Origin of the sequence: Paenibacillus sp. Lou8.1 (assembly GCF_024213565.1) — a bacterium.
GTDB lineage: Bacteria > Bacillota > Bacilli > Paenibacillales > Paenibacillaceae > Paenibacillus > Paenibacillus polymyxa_B.
In genome coordinates, this window is sequence record NZ_JANAVN010000003.1 from 297,277 (window position 1) to 320,086 (window position 22,810).

20 protein-coding genes are annotated in these 22,810 nt (G+C 47.2%); 12 read left to right on the forward strand and 8 right to left on the reverse strand.

Going from position 1 to position 22,810, the window contains the following annotated elements:
• Positions 1-150: 150 nt before the first annotated feature.
• The 5 genes from NLX78_RS06190 (at position 151) to gpmA (ending at position 6,009) form a co-directional block, all read left to right on the forward strand.
• A complete protein-coding gene (locus NLX78_RS06190; protein WP_254349909.1) occupies positions 151-1,215 on the forward strand; it encodes a LacI family DNA-binding transcriptional regulator in 1,065 nt (354 codons plus the stop codon).
• A 201-nt stretch (positions 1,216-1,416) separates the two neighbouring features.
• Positions 1,417-3,711 carry a glycoside hydrolase family 2 protein gene (locus tag NLX78_RS06195; protein WP_254349910.1) on the forward strand — a complete coding sequence of 765 codons (2,295 nt, stop codon included), beginning with the start codon at positions 1,417-1,419 and terminating at the stop codon, positions 3,709-3,711.
• A gap of 242 nt (positions 3,712-3,953) precedes the next feature.
• Positions 3,954-4,241 carry a hypothetical protein gene (locus tag NLX78_RS06200; RefSeq protein WP_069290641.1) on the forward strand — a complete coding sequence of 96 codons (288 nt, stop codon included), beginning with the start codon at positions 3,954-3,956 and terminating at the stop codon, positions 4,239-4,241.
• Between the two features lie 143 nt (positions 4,242-4,384).
• On the forward strand, positions 4,385-5,125 hold the full coding sequence (locus NLX78_RS06205) for a Bax inhibitor-1/YccA family protein (protein WP_023990900.1): 741 nt from the start codon (positions 4,385-4,387) through the stop codon (positions 5,123-5,125).
• Between the two features lie 134 nt (positions 5,126-5,259).
• A complete protein-coding gene (gene gpmA, locus NLX78_RS06210) occupies positions 5,260-6,009 on the forward strand; it encodes a 2,3-diphosphoglycerate-dependent phosphoglycerate mutase (protein WP_254349911.1) in 750 nt (249 codons plus the stop codon).
• A 64-nt stretch (positions 6,010-6,073) separates the two neighbouring features.
• Here gpmA and NLX78_RS06215 read toward each other — a convergent pair whose 3' ends face one another.
• On the reverse strand, positions 6,074-7,570 hold the full coding sequence (locus NLX78_RS06215) for an alpha-amylase (RefSeq protein ID WP_069290639.1): 1,497 nt from the start codon (positions 7,568-7,570) through the stop codon (positions 6,074-6,076).
• Between the two features lie 264 nt (positions 7,571-7,834).
• Between NLX78_RS06215 and NLX78_RS06220 the strand changes: the two genes are divergently transcribed.
• On the forward strand, positions 7,835-8,662 hold the full coding sequence (locus NLX78_RS06220; protein ID WP_254349912.1) for an HNH endonuclease: 828 nt from the start codon (positions 7,835-7,837) through the stop codon (positions 8,660-8,662).
• Between the two features lie 24 nt (positions 8,663-8,686).
• Here NLX78_RS06220 and NLX78_RS06225 read toward each other — a convergent pair whose 3' ends face one another.
• Positions 8,687-9,082 carry a rhodanese-like domain-containing protein gene (locus NLX78_RS06225; protein WP_023990896.1) on the reverse strand — a complete coding sequence of 132 codons (396 nt, stop codon included), beginning with the start codon at positions 9,080-9,082 and terminating at the stop codon, positions 8,687-8,689.
• A gap of 501 nt (positions 9,083-9,583) precedes the next feature.
• Between NLX78_RS06225 and NLX78_RS06230 the strand changes: the two genes are divergently transcribed.
• The gene (locus NLX78_RS06230) at positions 9,584-10,015 is read left to right on the forward strand and encodes a DUF1641 domain-containing protein (protein ID WP_013312528.1); all 432 of its coding nucleotides are present in this window, start codon (positions 9,584-9,586) and stop codon (positions 10,013-10,015) included.
• Positions 10,016-10,042: 27 nt separating this feature from the next.
• A complete protein-coding gene (locus NLX78_RS06235) occupies positions 10,043-11,224 on the forward strand; it encodes an NAD(P)/FAD-dependent oxidoreductase (protein WP_061829474.1) in 1,182 nt (393 codons plus the stop codon).
• A 110-nt stretch (positions 11,225-11,334) separates the two neighbouring features.
• On the opposite strand, the gene NLX78_RS06240 is transcribed toward NLX78_RS06235, so the two are convergent.
• Positions 11,335-13,884, reverse strand: coding sequence for a LamG-like jellyroll fold domain-containing protein (locus NLX78_RS06240; protein ID WP_254349913.1), 2,550 nt, complete (start codon positions 13,882-13,884; stop codon positions 11,335-11,337).
• Between the two features lie 244 nt (positions 13,885-14,128).
• On the opposite strand from NLX78_RS06240, the gene NLX78_RS06245 reads away from it, so the two are divergent.
• Positions 14,129-14,926, forward strand: coding sequence for a copper amine oxidase N-terminal domain-containing protein (locus NLX78_RS06245; protein ID WP_254349914.1), 798 nt, complete (start codon positions 14,129-14,131; stop codon positions 14,924-14,926).
• Between the two features lie 79 nt (positions 14,927-15,005).
• On the opposite strand, the gene NLX78_RS06250 is transcribed toward NLX78_RS06245, so the two are convergent.
• A complete protein-coding gene (locus tag NLX78_RS06250; protein ID WP_254349915.1) occupies positions 15,006-16,049 on the reverse strand; it encodes a stalk domain-containing protein in 1,044 nt (347 codons plus the stop codon).
• A 256-nt stretch (positions 16,050-16,305) separates the two neighbouring features.
• Complete coding sequence (locus NLX78_RS06255; protein ID WP_013312524.1) at positions 16,306-16,482, reverse strand: CsbD family protein; 177 nt, start codon at positions 16,480-16,482, stop codon at positions 16,306-16,308.
• Between the two features lie 156 nt (positions 16,483-16,638).
• Here NLX78_RS06255 and NLX78_RS06260 point away from each other — a divergent pair, with 156 nt between their 5' ends.
• Both NLX78_RS06260 and NLX78_RS06265 read left to right on the forward strand, forming a co-directional pair.
• Complete coding sequence (locus tag NLX78_RS06260; protein WP_023990890.1) at positions 16,639-17,154, forward strand: DUF2179 domain-containing protein; 516 nt, start codon at positions 16,639-16,641, stop codon at positions 17,152-17,154.
• 119 nt (positions 17,155-17,273) lie between these two features.
• Positions 17,274-17,486, forward strand: coding sequence for a cold-shock protein (locus NLX78_RS06265; RefSeq protein ID WP_254349916.1), 213 nt, complete (start codon positions 17,274-17,276; stop codon positions 17,484-17,486).
• Between the two features lie 155 nt (positions 17,487-17,641).
• Here the strand turns inward: NLX78_RS06265 and NLX78_RS06270 are convergent, their stop codons facing one another.
• The 3 genes from NLX78_RS06270 to NLX78_RS06280 all read right to left on the reverse strand — a co-directional run bounded on the left by NLX78_RS06270 (position 17,642) and on the right by NLX78_RS06280 (position 21,240).
• A complete protein-coding gene (locus NLX78_RS06270) occupies positions 17,642-18,655 on the reverse strand; it encodes a substrate-binding domain-containing protein (protein WP_235306647.1) in 1,014 nt (337 codons plus the stop codon).
• Positions 18,656-18,868: 213 nt separating this feature from the next.
• Complete coding sequence (locus NLX78_RS06275; RefSeq protein WP_250260144.1) at positions 18,869-20,068, reverse strand: glycoside hydrolase family 130 protein; 1,200 nt, start codon at positions 20,066-20,068, stop codon at positions 18,869-18,871.
• Complete coding sequence (locus NLX78_RS06280; RefSeq protein WP_254349917.1) at positions 20,065-21,240, reverse strand: AGE family epimerase/isomerase; 1,176 nt, start codon at positions 21,238-21,240, stop codon at positions 20,065-20,067. Before NLX78_RS06280 ends, NLX78_RS06275 begins: the two co-directional genes overlap by 4 nt.
• A 235-nt stretch (positions 21,241-21,475) precedes the next feature.
• Here NLX78_RS06280 and NLX78_RS06285 point away from each other — a divergent pair, with 235 nt between their 5' ends.
• On the forward strand, positions 21,476-22,795 hold the full coding sequence (locus NLX78_RS06285; RefSeq protein ID WP_254349918.1) for an ABC transporter substrate-binding protein: 1,320 nt from the start codon (positions 21,476-21,478) through the stop codon (positions 22,793-22,795).
• Positions 22,796-22,810: the final 15 nt, after the last annotated feature.

Consider the following 22,810-nt stretch of genomic DNA (forward strand, 5'->3'; position numbering starts at 1 on the left):
TATGGTACGTATTTTATCATGATTAGGCTTATAATATGAAAAAAATGGTTGACCCTTTTAGGAATGACGGGTTGTGTTGCACAGGGGAGACGAGTAAGATAATAGTAAAATAAAAGTAAAAATAGAGTAAAACGATTAAAGGAGTCTGCAATGCCTACGTTAAAAGATATCGCCCAGGAGGCAGAGGTTTCGATATCCACGGTCTCCCGAGTGCTGAATTATGATGAAACACTGTCTGTATCAGAGGAAACGCGGCGTAAAATTTTTGAGGTTGCCGAGCGCATGAAATATACGACGGTTAAACGTAAAAATGGCGGTATTGGTCGTCAGCCCCGCAAGAAGGCAGAGGGACCCATCCGGTTAGGTATGGTGCACTGGTTTAGTGCGTACGAGGAACTGGAAGACCCTTATTATTTATCTATTCGGTTTGGCGTGGAAAAAGAGTGCCGCCAAAGTGGGGCGCAGCTGGAGCGTATTTTCAGACGAGAAGACCTGACTGCGCTGAAGACTTCGTCCGAAGGGCTACATGGACTAATCGTGCTGGGGCATTTTAGCAGCGAAGAGGTAGAACGTATGCTGGAACTTCCCATTCCTTGCGTCTTTCTGGATCATCCGGTAGAGCGTACAGGGGCAGACTATGTGGTCATTGACCTTGCTCACGCTGCGGCTGATGCACTGGATTATTTGATGGGCGCGGGCCATCGTCACATCGGATATATAGGTATGGGTAAGGATGAGCAGTCCCATGATTCCGAACAAGTCGAGCTAGATGCCCGCTATGAGACGTTTTTGCGGTATCAGGAACAGCATAGGCTATGCACGTCGGATGATATTCATATGTGCGGAGGAACAGCGGCAGACGGCTTCCGTGCGATGGAAGCGGCTATTCTGGCAGGACCAGAAAACCTGCCTACAGCCTTCTTTGTCGCGAGCGATTCGGTGGCTATTGGGGTGTTGAAGGCGCTGGAGCAGCATCACCTTGCGGTGCCGGAACGTATCTCCATTGTTGGCTTCAATGATATTCCGACAGCGGAATATTTGACCCCATCTCTGTCAACAGTCAAAACGCATACCGAACTGATGGGAGAAACGGGCGTTCAGCTCTTGCTGCATACGGTACGCAACGGTGCAAACGAGGTGGGGCGCAAGGTCATCATTCCGACCGAGCTAATGATTCGCAACAGCAGTGCGCCGCTGCATACCGATGCCAAATAAAATCGACGCTATGGATTTGGACAGCCCCGCCTTCTGGGGCTGTTTTTTTTGATTATAAAAAGATATAAAAATGGATTGACAATTGTCTTGGAAATGCTTACATTGAACATATATTTATTTTACTAAGTTTTACTCGTTATTTTTACTTAAATATTTTACTATGGTATAAGAGTGGAAAATAAAAGGTTGAGGTGACTGCCCATGCGTACCATTTTGCCGTTGAATGATCAATGGTTTTACCTTCCTGAATATGTCGAGAGCGAAGTAAGCGCAGGCATTGATGCAAGTCGGTATGAGCCAATTCAGCTGCCGCACACCAATGTAGAGCTTCCGTATAATTATTTTGACGACAAGGCATTTCAGTTTATTTCTACGTATAAAAGAGAGCTGAACATTCCGGCAGATGCCAAAGGTAAGCGAGTGTATGTTGATTTTGAAGGAGTCATGACCTATGCCCAGGTATATCTAAACGGGGTAAAAGCGGGGGAGCATAAAGGTGGATATACACCGTTCAGCGTTGAATTGACCGAACTTGCCGAGTATGGCGGCTCCAATGTGCTCACAGTCATTGTCGATTCCACGGAACGGGACGACATCCCTCCCTTTGGGGCAGTCATTGACTATCTGACCTATGGCGGTATTTACCGCGAAGTGCAGCTGCGAATAGTGGAGCCTGTACACCTTGGAACGATATTCATTCAGACACCGGAGCCGCTTGCGGCAAATAAGGCGGTGCGCGTGGTCGTGGAGCTGGAGGGCATCGGCGATCAGCAGGACGACTTGACGGTCGCGCTGCAATTGCTGGACGGAGCGAGCGTGAAGGCGGAGACCGAGCTGGCAGCGGTGACGGCGGCGGAAGTAACGCTGGAGCTGAAAGAGCTGGGCGGCCTGCGGCTTTGGGATATAGATGATCCCAAGCTGTATGAAGCGAAGCTGACGCTGCTACGAGGCGGAGAAGAACTGGATCAGGTGACCGTGCGCTTTGGCTTCCGCGAGGCTGAATTTCAGCCGGACGGTTTTTACTTGAACGGGCGGAAGATCAAGCTGCTTGGCCTGAACCGTCACCAGTCCTATCCGTACGTTGGTTATGCTATGCCCAAAAGAGCGCAGCGTCGTGATGCAGATGTGCTCAAGGAGGAGCTGGGGCTGAATATGGTACGGACATCCCACTACCCACAGTCCCGTCATTTTCTAAACCGCTGTGATGAGATTGGATTGCTCGTTTTCGAAGAGATTCCGGGTTGGCAGCATATTGGCGGTGAAGCGTGGAAGGAGCAGGCGGTGAGGGACGTAGAGGACATGATTATCCGTGATCGTAATCATCCCTCCATTGTAATCTGGGGCGTACGAATTAATGAGTCGCAGGATGACCATGATCTGTACACGCGTACCAATGAGCTGGCACGAAAGCTAGATCCGACCCGTGCTACGGGTGGTGTGCGTTATATTGTAGGCAGTGAGCTGCTGGAAGATGTATATACGATAAATGATTTTGTTCATGATGGTGGGCACAAAAAATATTTGGCGAAGGAAATCCGCAATTTTGATACGTATGACGATACAGAAGGCGTAGATGGCGAAACGACAGGCTTGCGCCAGCCGTCTCTCGTTACAAAGCTGGATCATCCGGTCCCTTATCTGGTAACGGAATATAACGGGCATATGTACCCGACGAAACGTTTTGACCAGGAGGAACGGGTAATGGAGCATGCACTGCGCCATACGCGGGTCCAAAATGCTTCCTATGCCGATGAGGGCATTGCCGGAGCGATTGGCTGGTGTGCTTTTGACTATAACACGCATGCTGATTTTGGTTCCGGTGATAAAATCTGCTACCACGGTGTCATGGATATGTTCCGCCTGCCTAAATTTGCAGCGAGCGTGTACCGGAGCCAGAAGAACGTCGAACAGGAAATCGTTATGGAGCCGGTCACTTACTGGTCTCGTGGCGAGCGAAATATCGGGGGCATCGTGCCGCTGGTCGTGTTCACCAATTGCGATGAGGTGGAGTTCATCTACGGTCATGAGCGCAAAGGTATTTATCGTCCGAACCGAGAGAAGTACCCGGCGCTTCCTCACCCCCCTGTCGTGATCGACGAGCTGACAGGCCACTGGGGCATGAAGTGGGAAGACGCTGTATTCATTGGGTACGTAGACGGGCAAGAAGTGATCCGCAAATACTATTCACGTAATCCGGTGCTGACAGAGCTACGGGTAGCTGCAGATGATATGGTACTGGAAGCTGGCGATTGGGACGTAACCCGAGTAGTAGTGGATGCTCTGGACGAATACGGCAATGCCCTGCCGTTCTATGCAGATCCTGTTTCGGTGGAGGTCGAGGGAGTGGGTGAATTGATCGGTCCTTCAAGCTTATCCCTAATTGGTGGACGCATTGCATTCTGGATTCGTACAAAGGGTGAGGCTGGCAATATCCGCGTGAAGGTTTCAGCGCCTTCTCGTTTCGGTTTGCAGGAATTGAGCATTGACGTGCAATAAGGAAGCAAAGGCAACATACAATCCTGCTAACTGCTAATATACTGTCTGATACTTCTATTATTTAGTAAGGAGTTGTCCGCAGATTCTGCAAAGAATCTGAGAGGGCAACTCCTTTTTAGCATAGGTTAGGGTACGTTAATCTATAAGTCTTTCGAATTGTGTCTTATTACTGAGTCACTTAACGTTACGCTCGTAGATTGGAAGCATAGAATACACTATCAAACGCAAGGGAGGTGAAAACTATGGCGATTCTTTTACCTCAACAAAACTTTACGATAGCGGCTGGTATCGGCAAATCGTATTATGAAAATTTGCGTGGTGGTGCAGATGCAGCAGTAACCGTTAATAATAACGGTCCCTTTCCGATTGATCTTGTCCTTACTGTTGTCAATGCGCCTGTGATTACCTATACGATCCCTGCATTCACTAGTCTTACGGTGGAAGTTGCCTTATTGCTGGTAGCTGGTTTATTGACTAGCGCGGCCGGAGGCACATTTGGTACGATTCAGATTGCGACAGCTGATCTTTAACCTGTAACGACCTGATCCTCTAACTCTAGCTTTGCCATGTGGCAAGGTTAGAGTTTTTTTGAAATTTTCTGAAACTTTTTTCATATTGTGCCGATATATACATATAGCATAGCAAACAACAACATCGAAAAGGAGTACCCTGTATGAGCTTTAGCAATCCGGTTTTACGTGATGACATCTTTTTGCGCGAAGATGAAAGAGAAGCAAGTGAACAACGCATGACCATCGGAGGAACGGTGAACAAAACGTTGCTTCTGCTGGTTCTGCTCATCGTCTCTGGAAGTATTACCTGGTACATGACCTACGAAGGAACCGTAGAGGTGCTATCCTTGCTGACGGCAGGCTTTATTGGTATGGCAGGCGTAGCACTTGCGATATCCTTTTTTCCCAAAACGGCTCCATTACTCTCTCCTGTATATGCGATTCTGAGTGGTTTTGCTTTGGGTGGCGTTTCAGCTTTTATGGAGTATGAGTACCCTGGAATTGTAGCCAATGCCATTTTACTGACCGTGGGTATCTTGTTCTTGATGCTCTTTATGTACACACAGCGAATCATCAAGGTGACACGCGGCTTTATCTCATTCGTGGTCCTGTGTACGATGGCGATATTTCTGGTGACGCTGGTTGATTTTATTTTGAACTTTTTCGGTATGAATGTTCCCTATATCCATGAAACAGGTTGGCTGGGTATTGGCATTAGTTTATTTATCGTGATCATTGCGGCTTTGAATCTGCTGGTTGATTTCAATTTTATTGAAGAGCAAGCAGATCAAGGTGCACCCAAATATATGGAATGGTATGGTGCTTTTGCATTACTGGTAACTCTAGTATGGCTGTATGTACGGATTTTGGATCTGTTGGCCAAATTCAGTAAGAGGGACTAAGTGCAGGGTAAGAAGAAAAGGATGGCTGAATGCCGTCCTTTTTTGTATTAAATAGACGGTTTAAAAATTGCATTTTACGTTAAATACATAGAAGTTGGGTAAAACATAAAGACAGACAGGAGAGGAGTGAGTGCATGTATCAAGTGGTGCTGGTTAGGCATGGACAGAGCGTGTATAACCGACAAAACCTGTTTACGGGCTGGACGGACGTGGACCTGACTGAACAGGGGACTCATGAGGCCGTTGAGGCGGGACGCATTCTCAAGGAGGCTGGATATACGTTTGATTTGGCATTTGCCTCTGTGCTAAAACGTTCTATCCGCACGCTGTATCATATCTTGGATGAGCTGGATCATCTGTGGATACCTGTGCAGAAGTCATGGAAGTTGAATGAACGCCATTACGGTGCCCTTCAGGGGCTTAGCAAGCTGGATTCCGCCGTGCAATACGGCGAGGAGCAGGTTCATATCTGGCGGCGTAGTCTGACGGTGCGGCCCCCCATGCTGGATGAGCAGGACGAGCGGAGTCCGCATCGGGAAGAACGTTATCGTAATATTAAGCCAGAAGAGCTGCCGCTTGGGGAAAGCCTGGAGGACACCGTGCATCGGGTCGGTGAGTTTTGGAAGCAGCGGATTGTCCCTTTGATTCTCAAAAAGGATCGAGTTATCATTTCTGCACATGGTAACACTTTGCGGGCCTTAATCAAGTATATGGAGAATCTGGACGAAACCGCATTGCTGGATTTGAATATTCCGACAGGCATTCCACTGGTGTACGAGCTGGATGAGCATATAGATCCCATCCGGCGTTTTTATCTCGGTGATCCGAGTCATGTAGAGGCTAAGAAGCAGGCCGTGGCCAACCAAAGCAAGGTAACGGAGTGACTTTCCATACACAAAGAGGACAGGGCGCTTCCTCGCATCCTGTCCTCTTTGTGTTGGGTATAGATTAAGCGTTCGCTTCCTCTTCTTCTGTTTCCTGGCTGTCTTCCTCTGCGGGAAGTGCCCACACCGATACACTGCCGGCACGAACGGGAAATATGCCGTAGCCATCCTGCTCAATTTTTACGGTATGATCGTGATGTCCGGTCAAATCCATCCATTCTTCCCCTGCACGTTGTTTGCCTACGAACATGCGCTTTTCTCCGTCATTTGCGTTGGTGATCACCACAGCACATCCGGAGCCTTCCAGCTCAGGCACGCCTTGACGAACCCATCCAATCGTATGGGGATCATCGAAATAATCTTTTTGCTCACCATAAGCTTTATGGTACCGGGCATATAGAAGCGGGTCTAGCTCAGCCTGCTTGCCTTTCACGGGCGTTTGCCCCTGGATACCGTAGTAATCGCCGTAGAACACACAGGGATAACCGTCCTTGCGCAGCAAGATGAGTGCATAGGCGCTAGGCTTGAACCAGTCCTCCACCCAGGATTCGAGCGCTTCATGCGGCTGTGAATCATGATTATCGACAAAAGTAACCGAGTTCAGGGGATGGGTATGAACAAGCGTATCCTCGAAAATGGTGCTTAAATCGAAATCCTTGCCACCCAAGGAAGCGCTATGTAGTTTGTAGTGGAGGGATACGTCAAACAGGTCGATTTTATAATCAATGGTATCCAGGAACTTTTGACACGATTCCAGATCCGGTTTCCAAAACTCGCCTACCATATAAAAATCCTGCCCGCGTTTTTTAATCATTTCTGTAGCAAACTCTCGTACAAATTCATGATTAATATGCTTGATTGCATCCAGACGGAATCCGTTGCATTGCAGAGTATCTACCAGCCATTTCCCCCAACGGATCATCTCTTTGCGCACATCCTGATGATTATAGTCAATATTGGCGAACATTAAATAATCATAATTGCCGAATTCATCATCTACATTTTCGCTCCAGCTTTTATTTTTACCTAAAATACGATAGATTCCTGTCCGGTCCTGGCTTGCATCGTAATCGGTTCCGTTAAAATGTTCAAAGTTCCATTGAAATGTGGAATACTGACCTTGACGGCCGGGGAACGTAAATTTAGTCCAGCCTTCGATATCAAAGGGCTCAGAAATGACTTCATTGCGGTTATCCGGGTTGACCTCGACGACCTTGAATACTTCAGTTTCATCCGCGCCGGCCTTATGATTCATGACCAGATCGACATAGACGGACACGCCGTGGCGAACACAGGCGGCAACAGCCTCCAGCAGGTCTTCCCTGGTTCCGTATTTGGTGCGCACCGCACCTTTTTGGTCAAATTCGCCCAGGTCATAAAGGTCATAGACGCCGTATCCCGTATCCTCGGGCGATTGGCCTTTGGTGACAGGTGGAATCCATATCGCGTCAATTCCTTTGGCCTTCAGTTCCGGCGCCAGGCGGGTAAGCTTTTTCCAGTGAGAACCGTCAGCTTCGACATTCCACTCGAAAAATTGCATCATCGTATGGTTCCTTTTCATGTACGTCCCTCCTTCATATATAACAAGTTACCCACCAAGTGAGGGGGGCTAAACGTCAGACGGTCAATATGATGCTGAATGAAGAACAAGGATCGCTGTATAACGTATGCTGAATCATTAAAATTTGTTATACCTGAGTGTTCACAACGACTCGGGTAGCTAGAAAAGAGAACGTGAAAACGGTAAAATGAATCTAACTTTAACAATAGTTCGGGTTTCGGGCAAACTGTGAAGAGTGAGCAACAGAGGAAAGGAGGGGTGGACGTGACAGAAACGCAGCAGAACAAGGATGAAGCGAGCAAACCGCTGATTAAAAAATGTACGTATTGTCAGGAGATGAAACCTTTAACGGACTTTCAGCGCAGAACGGGTCGCCGGGCTGGTCCTTATTCCCGGCGTGGTCCTTGCCGTTCCTGCCGAGGATTGGCCCCACAAGAACGTGCGGCTACGTCCGCTCCCTCCGGCGAGGAAACGAACCCCTCGGCTGCTCCCGTGACACAGCATAGCCTTGAAGCCAATACGGCTGCGCACAGCCTGGAGGCGTCGCTACCTATGGAGGCACAACGCCCCTGCAGGAAGCCGGTCACGGACAAAGCGCGTGAGCGCCACCGGCAACGGGTTCGGCATCTGCTTAGCAGGCTGAAGCCTGCGGATACCCGGGCGTTGCGGCTCAATCGCAATGGCATGATTCGGCTAAGAGGCAAAACCGACCAGGGGAGACGCTGGCATCAAGAGATTGAGCTTGATCTGGCCATGACCCTGGTCAGAGAGCGTATGGCGGTGATTGTTAATCCATACACCGTGCGTAGACTGTATAGCAACAAGGAATTTCGTCAATATGTGCTTAATCGTGACCGTTATACTTGCTTTTTTTGCGGGGGCTACGGTGACACGATTGATCATTTACTGCCTCGGGCAAAAGGGGGGCACACGACGCCGGTCAATTGTGTATGTGCTTGCAATGAATGCAATCAAGTTAAGGCTGCCCGCGATGTAGATGAGTTCATTGAGTCTGGTGTACCGCAGCCGTCTCCTGATGATTTCGAGGCACCTGATAATCCTGACGCTTCTGAAGGCACCCTACATACGTAGGGCGACACTTGGAGCGTAGATCCCTTAGTACAGTTCTACTTCAAAGCCGGATTCCTTCCAGGCTGTTGTTCCGCCTTCGATAAAAGCTACATTGGTAAAGCCCATCTGTTGGAGTGTATAAGCTGCCAATGCAGCTTGTCCGCCTGCCCCACAAGTGGTGATAATCGGGCGGTTGCGGTCACGTAGACGTTCGTCACGCAAATCCTGTGGAACCTCCAAGTCAGCGCGGATGGGCAGCATGCCCAATGAAATATTGGCGCTTCCGCGAATCAGACCGCAAGCGCCTGCATCATGGGAGTCCTGTACATCGATAACGAATGTATCTGGATTTGCCTCCATTCGCTGACGTGCCTCCTGTGAATCAATGCCCTGAACGTGCTGCCTCGCTTCTTGAACCATATCTCCAAATGTTTTAGCCATCATTTAAAACCTCCGTATGAATATATTTTGTGTTATTTTCATATGATCGAACTAAAACGCACTCTCTTTATTACCCTCCTCTAGCATAAGATGACCCTTCTTTTAAGTGAAACTTGGACAAAAATCGAGCTTATTCTAATTTTTATCTAAAATAACAATAAAAATTTTGCAGAAATTTGTGCAAATTTAAAATTTCTTCGACGATTGTGTCGTGAAAGGTGTAATATAGAGGTATAGGGTTCCGTTTCGGCCTGTTGTAGTCACGAAGGAGCGCTTCGTGGAATATTCCGCAGCAGTAACAACAGAATACCGTCTGAGCAATATACAATTGGCATCTGCGATAAATCAGTCTTGCCCTGTAGGGTATAGGCCGGTTTTAGCTGTGCTTCTTGCATGTTTAAGGGCGTGAATTCGATGAACGTTTTATTGCTAGAGTTTATGGATACAGGTTACGAGAAAGGAATGGACTTCTATTTTCACAGTAAAGGAGGACGTTCACGCATGTCTGAAAACCAACAAGAGGTGGCAGTAACACAGGAAGCTACCAAAGAGTCTCGGGATGTATTGGACCAATTGATGAAACCGGAGGTTCAGCAATCGCTGACCGTGCTGGTAGAAAATCTGCCCAAGTTGACTGAGATGGTTACTTTGATGACCGACGCTTATGATGTAGCTCGCAGTCTGGCGACTGACCCTGTCTTTATCGGAGATATGAAAAGCTCCATGGGAGAGTTTGTGAAGCCTGTTACAGATTCGGCTAAAGGATTGGCTTCTGCTGCAATTGAAGCAAATGACCGTGTACAAACTACGGACGGCAGTGTAGGTCTGTTTGGCCTGCTCAAAATGCTTAAAGATCCGAATGTACAAAAAACGCTGCGTTTCAGCCAGGCTTTCCTGGATATTCTGAATGAGCGCCAACGCGAAAGCAAATAATTACCTGATCGAGAACGGAGGATGGACATGTCGAAGCAAATTTTGATCTTGGGCGGCGGGTACGGCGGATTGCTAGCCGCTCTTACAGCACGCCAGCATATGGACGCTAGCCAAGCAACCATTACAGTGGTTAACCGCTTTGCGTCGCACCAAATTATTACGGAACTGCACCGTTTGGCGGCAGGTACAATTGCCGAAAAAGCTGTTGCGCTTCCTTTGGAAAAACTGCTGCGTAACAAAGAAATTATCCTGAAAGTGGATACTGTTTCCGAAATCAAGCCTGACGATAAAAAAGTAACCTTGGCCAGTGGCGCTACGTTGAGCTATGACGCTCTCGTTATTTCCCTGGGCAGCGAAACGGCTTACTTCGGTATTCCAGGACTGCAAGAGCATAGCTTCACGCTGAAATCAGTGGCAGAAGCCAATCGCATTCGCGCACATGTGGAAGCTCGTCTGGATGCTTACAAGCAATCCGGTAACCAAGCAGACGCTACAATCGTTATCGGTGGTGGCGGTCTGACAGGCGTGGAGCTGGTGGGTGAATATGCTGACAAATTGCCTGTAATTTGTCGCGAAAAAGGTATTAACTACGAAGATATCAACTTGTATTGCGTAGAAGCTGGACCATCTATTTTGGCAGGCTTCCCTCAACCACTGGTTGATCGTGCAGTAACAAGCCTTGAAAAACGTGGCGTTCAAATCGTAGCGGGTGTTCCGATTACAGAAATGAAAGCTGACGAAGTTCTCTTGAAAGACGGACGTTCGATCAAAACGAACACACTGATCTGGACAGGCGGCGTACAAGGTAATGCACTGGTTGGCGCATCTGGTATCGAAGTAAACCGTGGTCGCGCTACTGTGAATGGTGCACTGCAATCGACTTCTCACGAAGACATCTTCCTCGCTGGCGACAGCGCAGTGGTGTTCCCGGGTGAAGGCGAGCGTCCATACCCTCCAACTGCACAGTTGGCTTGGCAAATGGGCGAATTAGTTGGTTACAACATCTTTGCTTATTTCAACGGAGCGAAAATGGAACGCTTTACACCAGTATTCTCCGGTACACTGGGCAGCTTGGGCAGAACAGACGCGATCGGTACTGTAGGCGCGAATGGCACCCAACTGAAAGGCGCTGTAGCTACTTTGATGAAGGAAGGCAGTAACATCCGTTACTTGTCCCACATCAAAGGACTTTTTGCATTGGCCTATTAATATTCCTTATATTATATATGTTTCATTGGAAGAGAGCGCTATTCAGTGCTCTCTTTTTTTGTAGTTTTTCTTTTCGACACTAGAGTTGCTTACGATTCATTAGTCTTAATTCACTTCATCTTCGCTAACTCTGCCACCTGTACAGGGGGGAGCGCACCTTCAAATATACTCAGCTCATCAATAGATCCTTTGAACGCAGGGTCCCACCAGTTGACACCTAAGCTGAATGTTCCAGATTTGGAGGTAAAGACATCTGGGAATCCTGAGCCGGTAAATTGAAGCTTGCCATTCACATACACGGCTAACACCCCACGTTCTACAGTGAAGGCGAGATGGGTCCATTCATTTGTTTTGATCTTTAGGCCAGTACTGCCGGTATACCAAAGTGAGCTGCCGGACCAGACCATTGTATTATCCTTCTCGGGTCCTCTGGGCAGAAGGCTAATCCAGTGGTTACTATCCATAGCTCCAAAGAAAGTTGGTGTATGCAGCGTCAAATCGCTTGGTTTTACCCACAGTGACACGGAATATGCTGAGCTGGATATGAGTCCTTCAGGTAGAGCAATGCCTGACTTTCCATCAAGGACTATAGCTTGGCCCTTTACGCCTTCAGCGTAGGATACACTTCCTCCCTGGCGATCGATTCGGTCACCGATAACTTCGCCATTAGCAAAAGCATCTTGCTGATCCTCTAGATTATTTTCAAATGTGTATGACGCAGTCAATGTTACCTTCTCATAAGGGGATACCGTGATGTTAAAAACTTTGTCCCGACTACGTTCTCCTTTGGTAATGGTAGCCGTCAAAGTGGCAGATGCAGCCTTTTCTCCGATTCCTGGACGCTTGATTTCACCTGTATCCGTAATGACGCTTTGGTCTGAAGTTTTCCAGGTAATCCGGGTTTGCCGACTGCCTTCCTTCGGAAGATTCAGGCTAGTCGTCACCCGACTTGTATCGCCAAGATCTAACTCACGATACACACTATCCACTACTGTCGTATCGGTCATATCAGGGAGCTTACTGCCCCAAGCCATCTCACCTTTATTCGATAAAACTGTAAACGCCACGATGTATTGATTCGTAACCTGATCCCATTGTCTTAAAAACACCCCATCCAACACAGCACCATCCAGTGTTAATTGGATATTCGCATCCCCCGACTTGCGCCATGTTCCTTGCACATCGCCTTCGATGGTATGATCTGCTCTAAGCTGAATGAATTGTGTACTCTTGATCGTAGCCGAAGAATCACTGCCATGATTAATATATTGATAATCGCCAATGAATTGTTTCTCATCCAGCTTTGTAAGCGTCTCGCCACCGTAACGGTAAGGAGCTACGACAGGCCAGTCATCCTGATTCATAAACATTTGGTGTACACGCAGCTCATGTGTCTCCCCCTGCTGAGGGAATCGGGTATGAAAGACGACAAACATTTGTCCAGTAGCAGGATCGGTGTATACAGAATTGTGTCCAGGGGAAACATAGCCGTAGCCAGTGCCTGTACCGGGGTCGCCTATTTTACTATCGAACAAGAAATTACCTATCAACTTGTTGCCATAAGTTGTATTTTTGGTGTTTGCCGGCAAAACAGCATTCTGTCCTTTGGCATCTTTATAAGGTCCTGTCGGACTCTTGGAACGGAATAACCTCATGTTATACCCTCCGTCGGCTGCAAGACCGCCGTAGGTTACATACAAATAGTAATAACCCGTTTTTGGGTGGTATTCAATATACGGACCTTCCCCGGACTCACCGTATCCACCTGCGATCTTGGTGCCAAAATAACGATCAATCAGACGGCCGTCCTCCGTAGTTCCATCTTGACCTGGATACATGGGTTTGCCAGTTGCCTTATCCAGCTCCAGTAAAAATATTCCCCCGGACCATGATCCATACGTCATCCACAAGCGCCCGTTTGCATCGTAAAAAACGCTTGCATCGATTGCATTTGGGAACATCCGGTTCGCATAAGAACCATCGGTATTAAACCATCCCGGTCTGGGACCCTCAAGCTTGCCTTCCTTAATGAGTTGTTGAATTGGCGTATTTGTCCACTTTTTATCTACCTTGCTATCTTTATCGAATGCAGTCTCTTTCGTAAAACCAGTGTGTATAATTGTATCCACATATTGATATGGACCCTCGATTTTGGGTGCGACTGCAATGCCGATCGCGGAACGAATGTAGGTGGAAGATGCGCTATAATAAATCATATATGCCCCTTTTGTCCCATCCTCATTGACATAATGCTCATTCCAAAATACATCGGGCGCCCATACCGAGAATCCTCCCTTACTGTCCGCATCATTCTCACCCGCCCAAGCGAAAGATCCAGCTAGATTCTTCGATAAGTCCCCGTAAAGTGTGTTCCCAGGCGTAGTGTAACCGTTTGCAAAAGAAGTCCAGTTTGTAAGATCTTTTGACTTCGCCGCAGAGATGTGTGACCCAAATACATAATAAGTGTCACCGTCTTTGACAATGGAAGGGTCATGAACCGATACATTAGAGAAGGTTGGCGCATCCTGCTTATTGTTCTGGTCTGGCACCGTTACCGCCGCGTCCATTGTACCTACTGGTGCGCTTGCGATTGCTAATAATAATGTTAGTGTTATTGCAATACTTTTCCTGACCTTACGTTTAACAAAACTTCTCATCATACACATTTGCCCCTTTCTAAATTGGAATACAGTGATATATTCTGCTTTCATTGCTAAATACCTTTATATTTATGAGTATTATTAATGTATTTATGAATTATATGGCTGTTAGGTAAAAATTATAAATTATGGTTGACGTTGTGATTTTGTGAGGGTAAGCTAGTTATAAAAAATAAGTCGTAAGAACTGTTACTTGAACAAATTGTTGTTTTAACCTAAACGCTAACAAAGGAGAGCATTATGAATGAAAATCAGACTGTTGGTCTGCCTTATGATTGTACTAAGTTTTGCTACTGCACACTCCAATTCGACATCAGCTCAAGCTCATACCCCCATACACTTGAAGGTCAATGATCATTACGTTTTATACACCTACCCTGCATCCCCCTTTGTGGATAAGAAGGGAAGGCTGCTTATACCGCTCCAAGTGGCTGAAGATATACTGGGTGGCAAAGTAACTTATAATGCAGCGAACAAAACCGCTTCTGTTGATCTGTTGGACCGTAATGTAGCGGCAACGATTGGATCACCCGAAATATCGGTTAACGGCGAACCGGTGACGATGGATACAGTCCCCATCATGAAAAGCAACGCGATGTTTTTGCCGGTATCCATTTTGTTGAAGGATACAGATGCGAAGATGGAATGGGATCCCAAACGTGGCTTATTGAAACTAAGACATGATAGCTTTACGGAAAGTCCAGTTCTTATGAGGTTTAAGGGACAAGACTTGGCCCAAGTCATTGATGCGAATGCGTTTGATCTTATTTCCTTTGACTGGGATCAAAGGCAAGGTGTATTGAATATTCATGCTATGTACGAGAGCAGCTTATCACCTGCTTCCAGGCAAATCGACTTTAATCCTCTGATTGTGTATAGCAAAGGGACCTATAGTGTAAATCCTTATTCTAAACCCAGTATGTTTTACAAAGTTAAAATAACCAGTCCCGGTAATCTGGTTTATACGAGAAATATCGATACAATCGATGCGGATAAAGACTATATAATATATATTACTTCTGTTGGCAGATTAATTAAGTAGTGGAATGTAGGTTGCTTGTACATCATAAAAAAGCGACAAAGGCTTAAGGGCCTTTGTCGCTTTTTTTGAAAGATTAATCTTAGAAGGTAATGATTTGACTATTGTTTCCTTTATTACGTACATATCCAACGACTTTGGATACAGACTGTTTATCTTTAAGATAATCAGTAACGCCGTCTGTCAGGTTGTTTTTTTGATTGTTTGACAATTTATTCCAGTCATCCGAATTTACATAAACTTCGACGATAGCTTCACTGCTGTCGCCTCTTACTGTGAAATCAAAGCCGACCCCATTATAGGTGCCATATCTATCGGACAAGTTACGTTGGATCGTACTTGCATCCAGAGAAGAAGCTACATCCCTCAAAGAAACCTTGCCTCTGCTGTTGATTGTAAAAGTTGCCATTTTATCCCTATTACTGGAGTTTTTAACCGTACCCTCTATATCGGCATCTTTATACTCTTTCAAAATATCTTCACCGATGTCTTCCAGGTAGCTTTCCTTTCTGCTGTCGGTGAGGTCAGTCCATCTGGATTTCGTCATTTCGATGGTCACCGTAATATCGCTTTTGTTACCATCCAACGTGATATCAGAGTTGGTGCTATAGGCATCGCTGTGATCATCGTTCAGCTTCTTTTGAAGATCCTTCAAGGAGCTAGAGCTATTTTTGCTTGCTTCATCTTTTAGCGTCTGGTTGTCTTTTTGCAATTGAGCGATGGTAGCGTCTTTCGTCGTGTTCGCTGCTTTCGCTGTGTTGAGCTCTTGAGTCAGCGTCGTAATCTGGTTGTTCAACGCAGTAACTGTAGACTGATCAATGGGAACGCCGTTGTCGGCAATGACTACGCGTTTGTTTGTTCCATCCCATGTTACTTTTTTATCCAAAGCTGTACCTGCCAGCTTCAGTGGGATATACGTCACGCCATCCAGCAGAAATGGTTCTGTTTTAGCATCAGCAGGAACCTCGGTTCCGTTGTAGATAATTTTAATATTGTTATATACTGCTTGGATCGGCTTAGTTACTTGTGCAGCATATGTAGATTGGCTGAACAGAGCCCCGGAGATGGCCAAGGCCGATACGGCAGTAATGATGACAGGTTTCTTCATGGACTTCAATGATTTCATTCGTCGGTCTACCCCTTTATTTAAGAATTATAGCGTGATACATAGACTAGAGTAACATTAATACATGCAAAATCCAACAGGTTGGAAGGGTTGTTATTGGTTGTGCCTATATTAGTTAGACGCAAAGGTGCCTGCAAAAGTTGCCCTGTTTGCGAAAATATTTTTCCAAAAGTATCCGAACAAAAATTAAACAAGCCCGCTGCAAAAGCAGCGAAACTTGTTTGTAGGACAACCCATTACAGTCTCAAGAGTTGGATTATTTGCCGTCCTTCAGTTTGCCTGCTGTTTCCTGAAGATGGCCTTTGGCCTTATCCAGTTTGCCTTCGGCTTGAAGGGACTTATTATCGGTAGCGTTCCCGATTTGGTCCTTGATTTCACCTTTGGCTTTGTTCACATTACCTTTGATTTTATCGCTAGTTCCGTTATCCTTCATGTTATAGCCCTCCTTATGTGATCGAACTTTCATTCAGCATGCTGTAGTTAGTCATTACCCGAGCGAGGGTAATACGAAACCAGAGGCTGTATATCACAGACGGGGGTATAATGTTGGATACGGATTAAATCAGAACGTGAAGTGGGGAGTGAGCGCATGCTCAAAATTTTATTGTTTATTCTCGTTATTCAAATTATTTACGTATCGGCGTATACACTGCGCATGATTCTGACGCTGAAAGGACAGAAGTACATTGCTGCGCTCATTAGCACCGTGGAAGTTACGGTCTATGTATTGGGCTTGAATGTTGTGCTTAAGTACCTGGATCAAGTGGCAAGTCTTGCAGTATACGCCATTGGCTATGCATTGGGCATTCTTATTGGAGCATGGATTGAGGAAAAAATAGCGCTCGGTTATGTCACCGTTAAGGTGATCAGCAATGAGATCAATGGAGGAATTGCCAATGCGCTGCGGGACAAAGGATACGGCGTCACAGCCTGGCTGGGCAGTGGACGTGATGGAGAGCGCCTGGTAATGGAAATTTTGGCTAAACGAAAAAACCAGAATAAGCTGTATCAGTCCATTCTGGAGCTGGACCCTAAGGCTTTTGTCATTACGGTAGAGCCGAAGCAGTTTCATGGCGGCTTCTGGACCAAGGCTATCCGTAAATAAACATTTTGGTAAATTGCGCATATTTTTTGGAGGTTGGAGCATATTAATACCCGCACAGGTGGGAATTAACAGTAAGTCGACAGGGGATATTACCCTATAAAAACCGAGGGGGGATATAGATGTACAGACGCCAGGCCCCGGAAATCATTCCAGAGGAAAATACGGCTATTTGGTCGTGTACAAACGAGGGTTGCAACGGTTGGATGCGAACGGATTTCACCTTTTTGAACGAGCCAGCTTGTCCATTTTGCGAAGCCTCAATGGGGCAGGAAATGCGGATGCTGCCGATTCTCAATCGGGCGGGCAATTCCTTTGTCGCCCAGCGCTCCTAATCCAGGATTTTGCAAAATCCACCATTGAAAGTGAGTACGATGATCACACTGCAGAATTTATGAACGTCAAAAGCCGCTCCAGCGACATGCTGAGCGGCTTTTGGTTGTGGAAATTGGGGTAGGGGTGACCTGTCCCCAAGTAAGGTATGCGTTGATTATGGTCTCTGGATGGGCTGTACGGAATCACGATATACAATATGACCCTGCACGAGGACTCGACCAAAGCGGCCGCCGGGATGGCTTATTTTTTTCATCATCGAATCAATCGCGGTACGTGCCATCTGCTCGATGTCTACGCCGACCGTGGTCAGTTGCGGAACAATAAGAGTGGCGTATACATCGTTGTCAAATCCGACCACAGAGCAGTCCTCAGGCACGCGGTATCCTAGACCAATGAGCTTGTGTACCAGATTGTGAGCGACCTGATCGCAGTTACATACAAAGGCAGTCGGTAGCGGCTGAGGCAGCTCCATTTCAACAAAAGCACCTTCGTCGTCCCGGTCACTGAGCACCCACTCGTTACGGAGGGGCAGTCTGTGCTCCAGCAAGGATTTATAGTAGCCGAGGAAACGATCCTGAATACTACTGGTGGAATAGATATTGCCTACATATGCAATATCACGATGCCCCTGGGCGATCAAATAGTTGGTCAGCTCATATGCTCCGTAGAAATTATCCGTCACCACGGAGTCGATATCGGCATGTTCATCATAAAAATCGAGAAACATTTTGGGTAGATCCATGGTTTGTACCAGCTCGATATATGGCTTGCTCACTTGACCCAGGAGAATGAAGCCGTCCACCTTGCGGTCGTAATAGATACGTGGCAGATTAAGCTGTTCTTCGTCTTCGCGATGAAGGATGTGAAGGATGCCATAGTAGCCGTATGGCTCCAGTGCCCGTGAAATTTGCTGGTAGATGTGCAGATAAAACGATTGGCCGGGGCCAGTAAATCGTTCAGGAATGACAACACCTATGTTATAGGTGAGGCCCTCCTTCATGGACTTGGCAACGGTATTGAAACGATAACCCATTTCGCCCGCGAGCGTCTTAATACGCTCTTTTAGCTCCTCGCTAACCCCATCCTTGTCATTGAGCGCCTTCGACACGGTCACGCTGCTTACTCCCAGCTTATCTGCAATATCCCGCATCGTTACGTTGCTCTTCATTCCTGTTCCGCCTTCCAATTTTAAAAAGATAAGCATTTTGCCTAATCCAGAGAATGGATGCAAAATGCTGGGGAATATATCAGTAGCTTAGCCGCCTGTGAAATCCAAAAAAACCCAGCAGCGTAGCTGCCCATAGAATAACTATTAGCCTGCGGGTAACAGTTGTTCTATGGATAGTATACATGGTTCCGCAAGCAGGATAAAGCCTGCGGCTTATGTCCGCTGGGAAGGACGGGAGTGTGCTTGCAATAGCGCTTCATTGTGATGAATTAGCTCGCGGCGAACAGCGGCGCTGCCGAGAGAGCGCAAGGGATCGGATGGTGTATTGAAGGTGTAGTCCTCCAGTCGAGCGATGGTGGTCGTCGCTACGTGAATACGGGTATCGCTGGACGCGTAGTAAATAAAGACTTCATCTTGCTCGTTAACAACAGCCCCGTTGCAAAAAATAACATTCGAAACGTCGCCCACGCGTTCCTCATCATAAGGAGCCAGAAAGTGCCCGCCGGGCTTGGCAATGACGCGAGTTGGGTCTTCCAGACTGGTGGCAAAGGTATATAGCACATACCGCAGCCCGGCGGCTGTATTACGTACCCCGTGAGCGATATGAATCCAGCCGCGACTGGTCTTGATCGGGGCAGGACCCTGCCCGTTCTTGGCTTCGTACACCGTATGATAACAACGCTCATCAATGACGGTTTCGTGTTCAATCACGGGTTGTGTAATATCTTTGCACAGGCCGAAGGCGATGCCTCCGCCTGAACCGGTGGAAATAAACCCGTCCTGGGGACGAGTATAGAAGGCATATTGACCGTCCACAAATTCAGGGTGCAGGACAACGTTGCGCTGCTGGGGGGACTGGGTAGTGATGTTGGGAAGCCGGGTCCATGTACGAAGATCACGAGTGCGGACCAGTCCGGCCTGAGCGACAGCACTGGAGGTATCGTGGGGTGGCGCGTCAGGGTCTTTTTTCTCTGAGCAATAAATACCGTAAATCCAGCCGTCCTCATGCTTTACCAATCGCATATCGTACATATTTGTTTCTTCCGGGTCGATATCCTCCCATACGAGGGGAGCGTCAATGAATCGAAATTGATCAATGCCGTTATCGCTCTCTGCCAAAGCAAAAAATGACTTTCGATCCAGTCCTTCTGTGCGCGAAACAAGAATGTATTTTCCTTCATGATAGATCGCCCCTGGATTCAATGCCGCATTTACACCCAGCCGCTCCATGAAAAAGGGATTGGTTTGCGCATCTAGATCAAACCGCCAGTGAAGTGGAACGTGATGGCGTGTGAGCACGGGGTAGATGTAGCGTTCGTAGATACCATTATAAAAGGTAGTTTTAACCTCATTGGGGCGTGTAATCAGTTCCTCTTGCTGCAACCGCAGCTCATTATATTTGCTATGGATCATTGGTTTTCCATCCTTTCTAGCATTTCTATGCAAAATCGGCTGTTGTGATAAGGGCACTTCCAAGGTCCTGCAACCTCTCTCGCAACAGGCTTACCATCCGCTTGAACGGACCAGAACCATTCGCCTCCGGGGCGCGGATCGATGATATGTTGCCGGGTATAGGACCATAGATTTTTCACAATTTGCAAAAAACGTTCGTCTTTTGTACGTTGAAACGCATTATAAAAACCAACCATCCCCTCGGCCTGTACCCACCAGATACGTGAGGTGTCTACCCGCTCTCCTTCCCGCTCATTGATGAGCGATCCGTCCAGCTGAACAGCGCGCTCTGCTACCGCATTGGCAATATCTATCACCATATCCACGTATTCTGACGGGTAATAACCCAACACACTCATAGCGTCCTCAATCAACCAGCTGGCTTCGATGTCGTGACCATATGAGGTTAGGTCAAGCAGAGAGCGCCATTCACGGTCGAAAAATACCCCCAGTCGTCGGGCAGAAGGATCGTAAACACGATGATATAAAATATCCAGTACGTTCGTCAGTGCCTCTCGAACCTCTTCATTTGGCCAGACGCGCAGCAATTGGGTGTACGCCTCCAAAACATGAATATGCGTATTCATGGTGATATGCGCGGTAACCCCATTTTCGCTGAGTAGCTCATTAGGCTGCGTGTTCCACGAGCGGTCATATTGTTCGCCGTATGCCTGCCGGGTGGGATCATATCCTTTTTGCTCCAGCAGGTGGAACAGCTCCATAGCTAGTGGTAATGCATTCGGGTCGTCTGTGGCACGTGCATACTCTGCTATCGCATAGATCGCGAATGCCTGCGCGTATACATGCTTGCACGTGTCCACGGGTTGCCCGGTGTAGTCCACCATCCAGTACATTCCTCCATGTAATGGATCAAGCAGGTGATCTCGCAGGAATGTGAATGCATGTCGTGCGGCTTCTGCATAGGTATCTTCCCCTGTTACACGGGCAGCCGCCGAGAATGACCAGAGTAGCCGTGCAGTGGCAATCCCTCCTTTGTCGGCTTGGTTATGAATGTGCAGATCCACGTCCACCTCGCCGTAAAACCCACCGTGTGTCTCATCCTTCAGTCCAAGCCAGAATGGGAGTATGTGTTCCTTCCATTCCTGTCTAATTTCGTCCAGTAATGTTTCCAAGAGACAAAGCCTCCTTCGGAAAATAAATTATTAAGTTATCGTTAACTTTACAGTAGTATCATATCTAGCTGTTTGTAAACTGTCAACCATGCTAAATTGGTGTTTTTTCATAAGGTGTGACCCATTCCACTTTACAAAAATAATATTGTAATTGACATAGTAAGCGCTAACATAATAGAATGATTTTGTTAGCTTAACGATAACCTTATTCGAAAACAACAGGAGGAGTCGTCTCATGAAGTTGTCCAAGGTTTTGATGTCATTACTATCCGTGGTTTTGTTAGCGGGGCTGTTTGCTGGCTGTACCTCAAAGAAGGATGAGCCAGCTGCCAGCTCTGATCCAAAGGATGTGGAAGGTGAAATTACGGTTATCACACAGCGGACAGATATTGTGGATACGGTGTTTCAGGACTACGCCAAGGAATTTAACAAGCTTTATCCGAACGTGAAGGTCAATTTTCAGGCATTGGCCGATTATGAGGGTCAAATTAAAATTCGGATGGGGACCAGGGATTACGGGGATGTTTTGCTGATCCCTGGCAGTATTCCAGTTGAAGAGCTGCCCAATTTTTTCGAGCCGCTGGGTACTTATGAGGAGATGAAAAACAAGTATACCGGCCTTGAAGAACGTACGGTGGATCATAACAGCTACGGTATTCCGATTGCGATGGTTTACTCTGGTGTGATTTATAACAAAAAGGTGTTCAAGGACGCAGGAATCACGCAGCTTCCCAAAACACCGGACCAATTCCTGACAGCGTTACAGCAGATTAAGGACAAAACCAAGGCAGTGCCGCTGTTTACGAACTATGCCTCTGGTTGGGCACTGACCCAGTGGGAGTCTAGTCTGGCAACATTGGCGGGTACAAAGGAATACGTGAATGTCACACAACCGAATACAGATGACAATTTCACAAAGGGCCAGCCTCACTATGAACTGTATAAGGTCCTATACGATGCAGCTAAAAAAGGCCTGATTGAAAAAGATCCAACGACTACGGATTGGGAGACCTCCAAGGCGGATCTCGCTCAAGGCAAAATCGGTACGATGGTGCTTGGCTCTTGGGCGATTGACCAGATCAAAAGCACAGCTTCTAACAAGGATGATATCGGTTTTATGCCTTTCCCGACGAATGCCTCCAAGGTACTTGTGCCTCTGGCTGGTGATTTTAACCTCGGTATTAACGTAAATAGTGAAAATAAACCGGCGGCCCGTGCCTGGGTGGATTGGTTTACCGAAAAGTCCAACTATGCCGTAGAGCAGGCAGGTAGCATTAGTCCGCTGAAGGGTGCCCCAATGCCTAGCATTTTGAAGCAATACGAAGATCAGGGAGTCGTTTTTGAAACGCTCACTCCGTCTCCAAAAGGACAGGAAGGGATTGTCGATAAAATCGACAAAAAGGGAGAAATCGGCTTGTGGCAGCCTGACTTCAAAAAACGCATTATTGAGGCAGCGGTCGGTAACCGCCCGGAATCGTATGACACCATTATGAAGGATCTGAACGACGCATGGGTGAAGGCGCGTGCTGAAGTGGCTGCAAAGGAAGCAAAATAGCCATCTGAACAGACG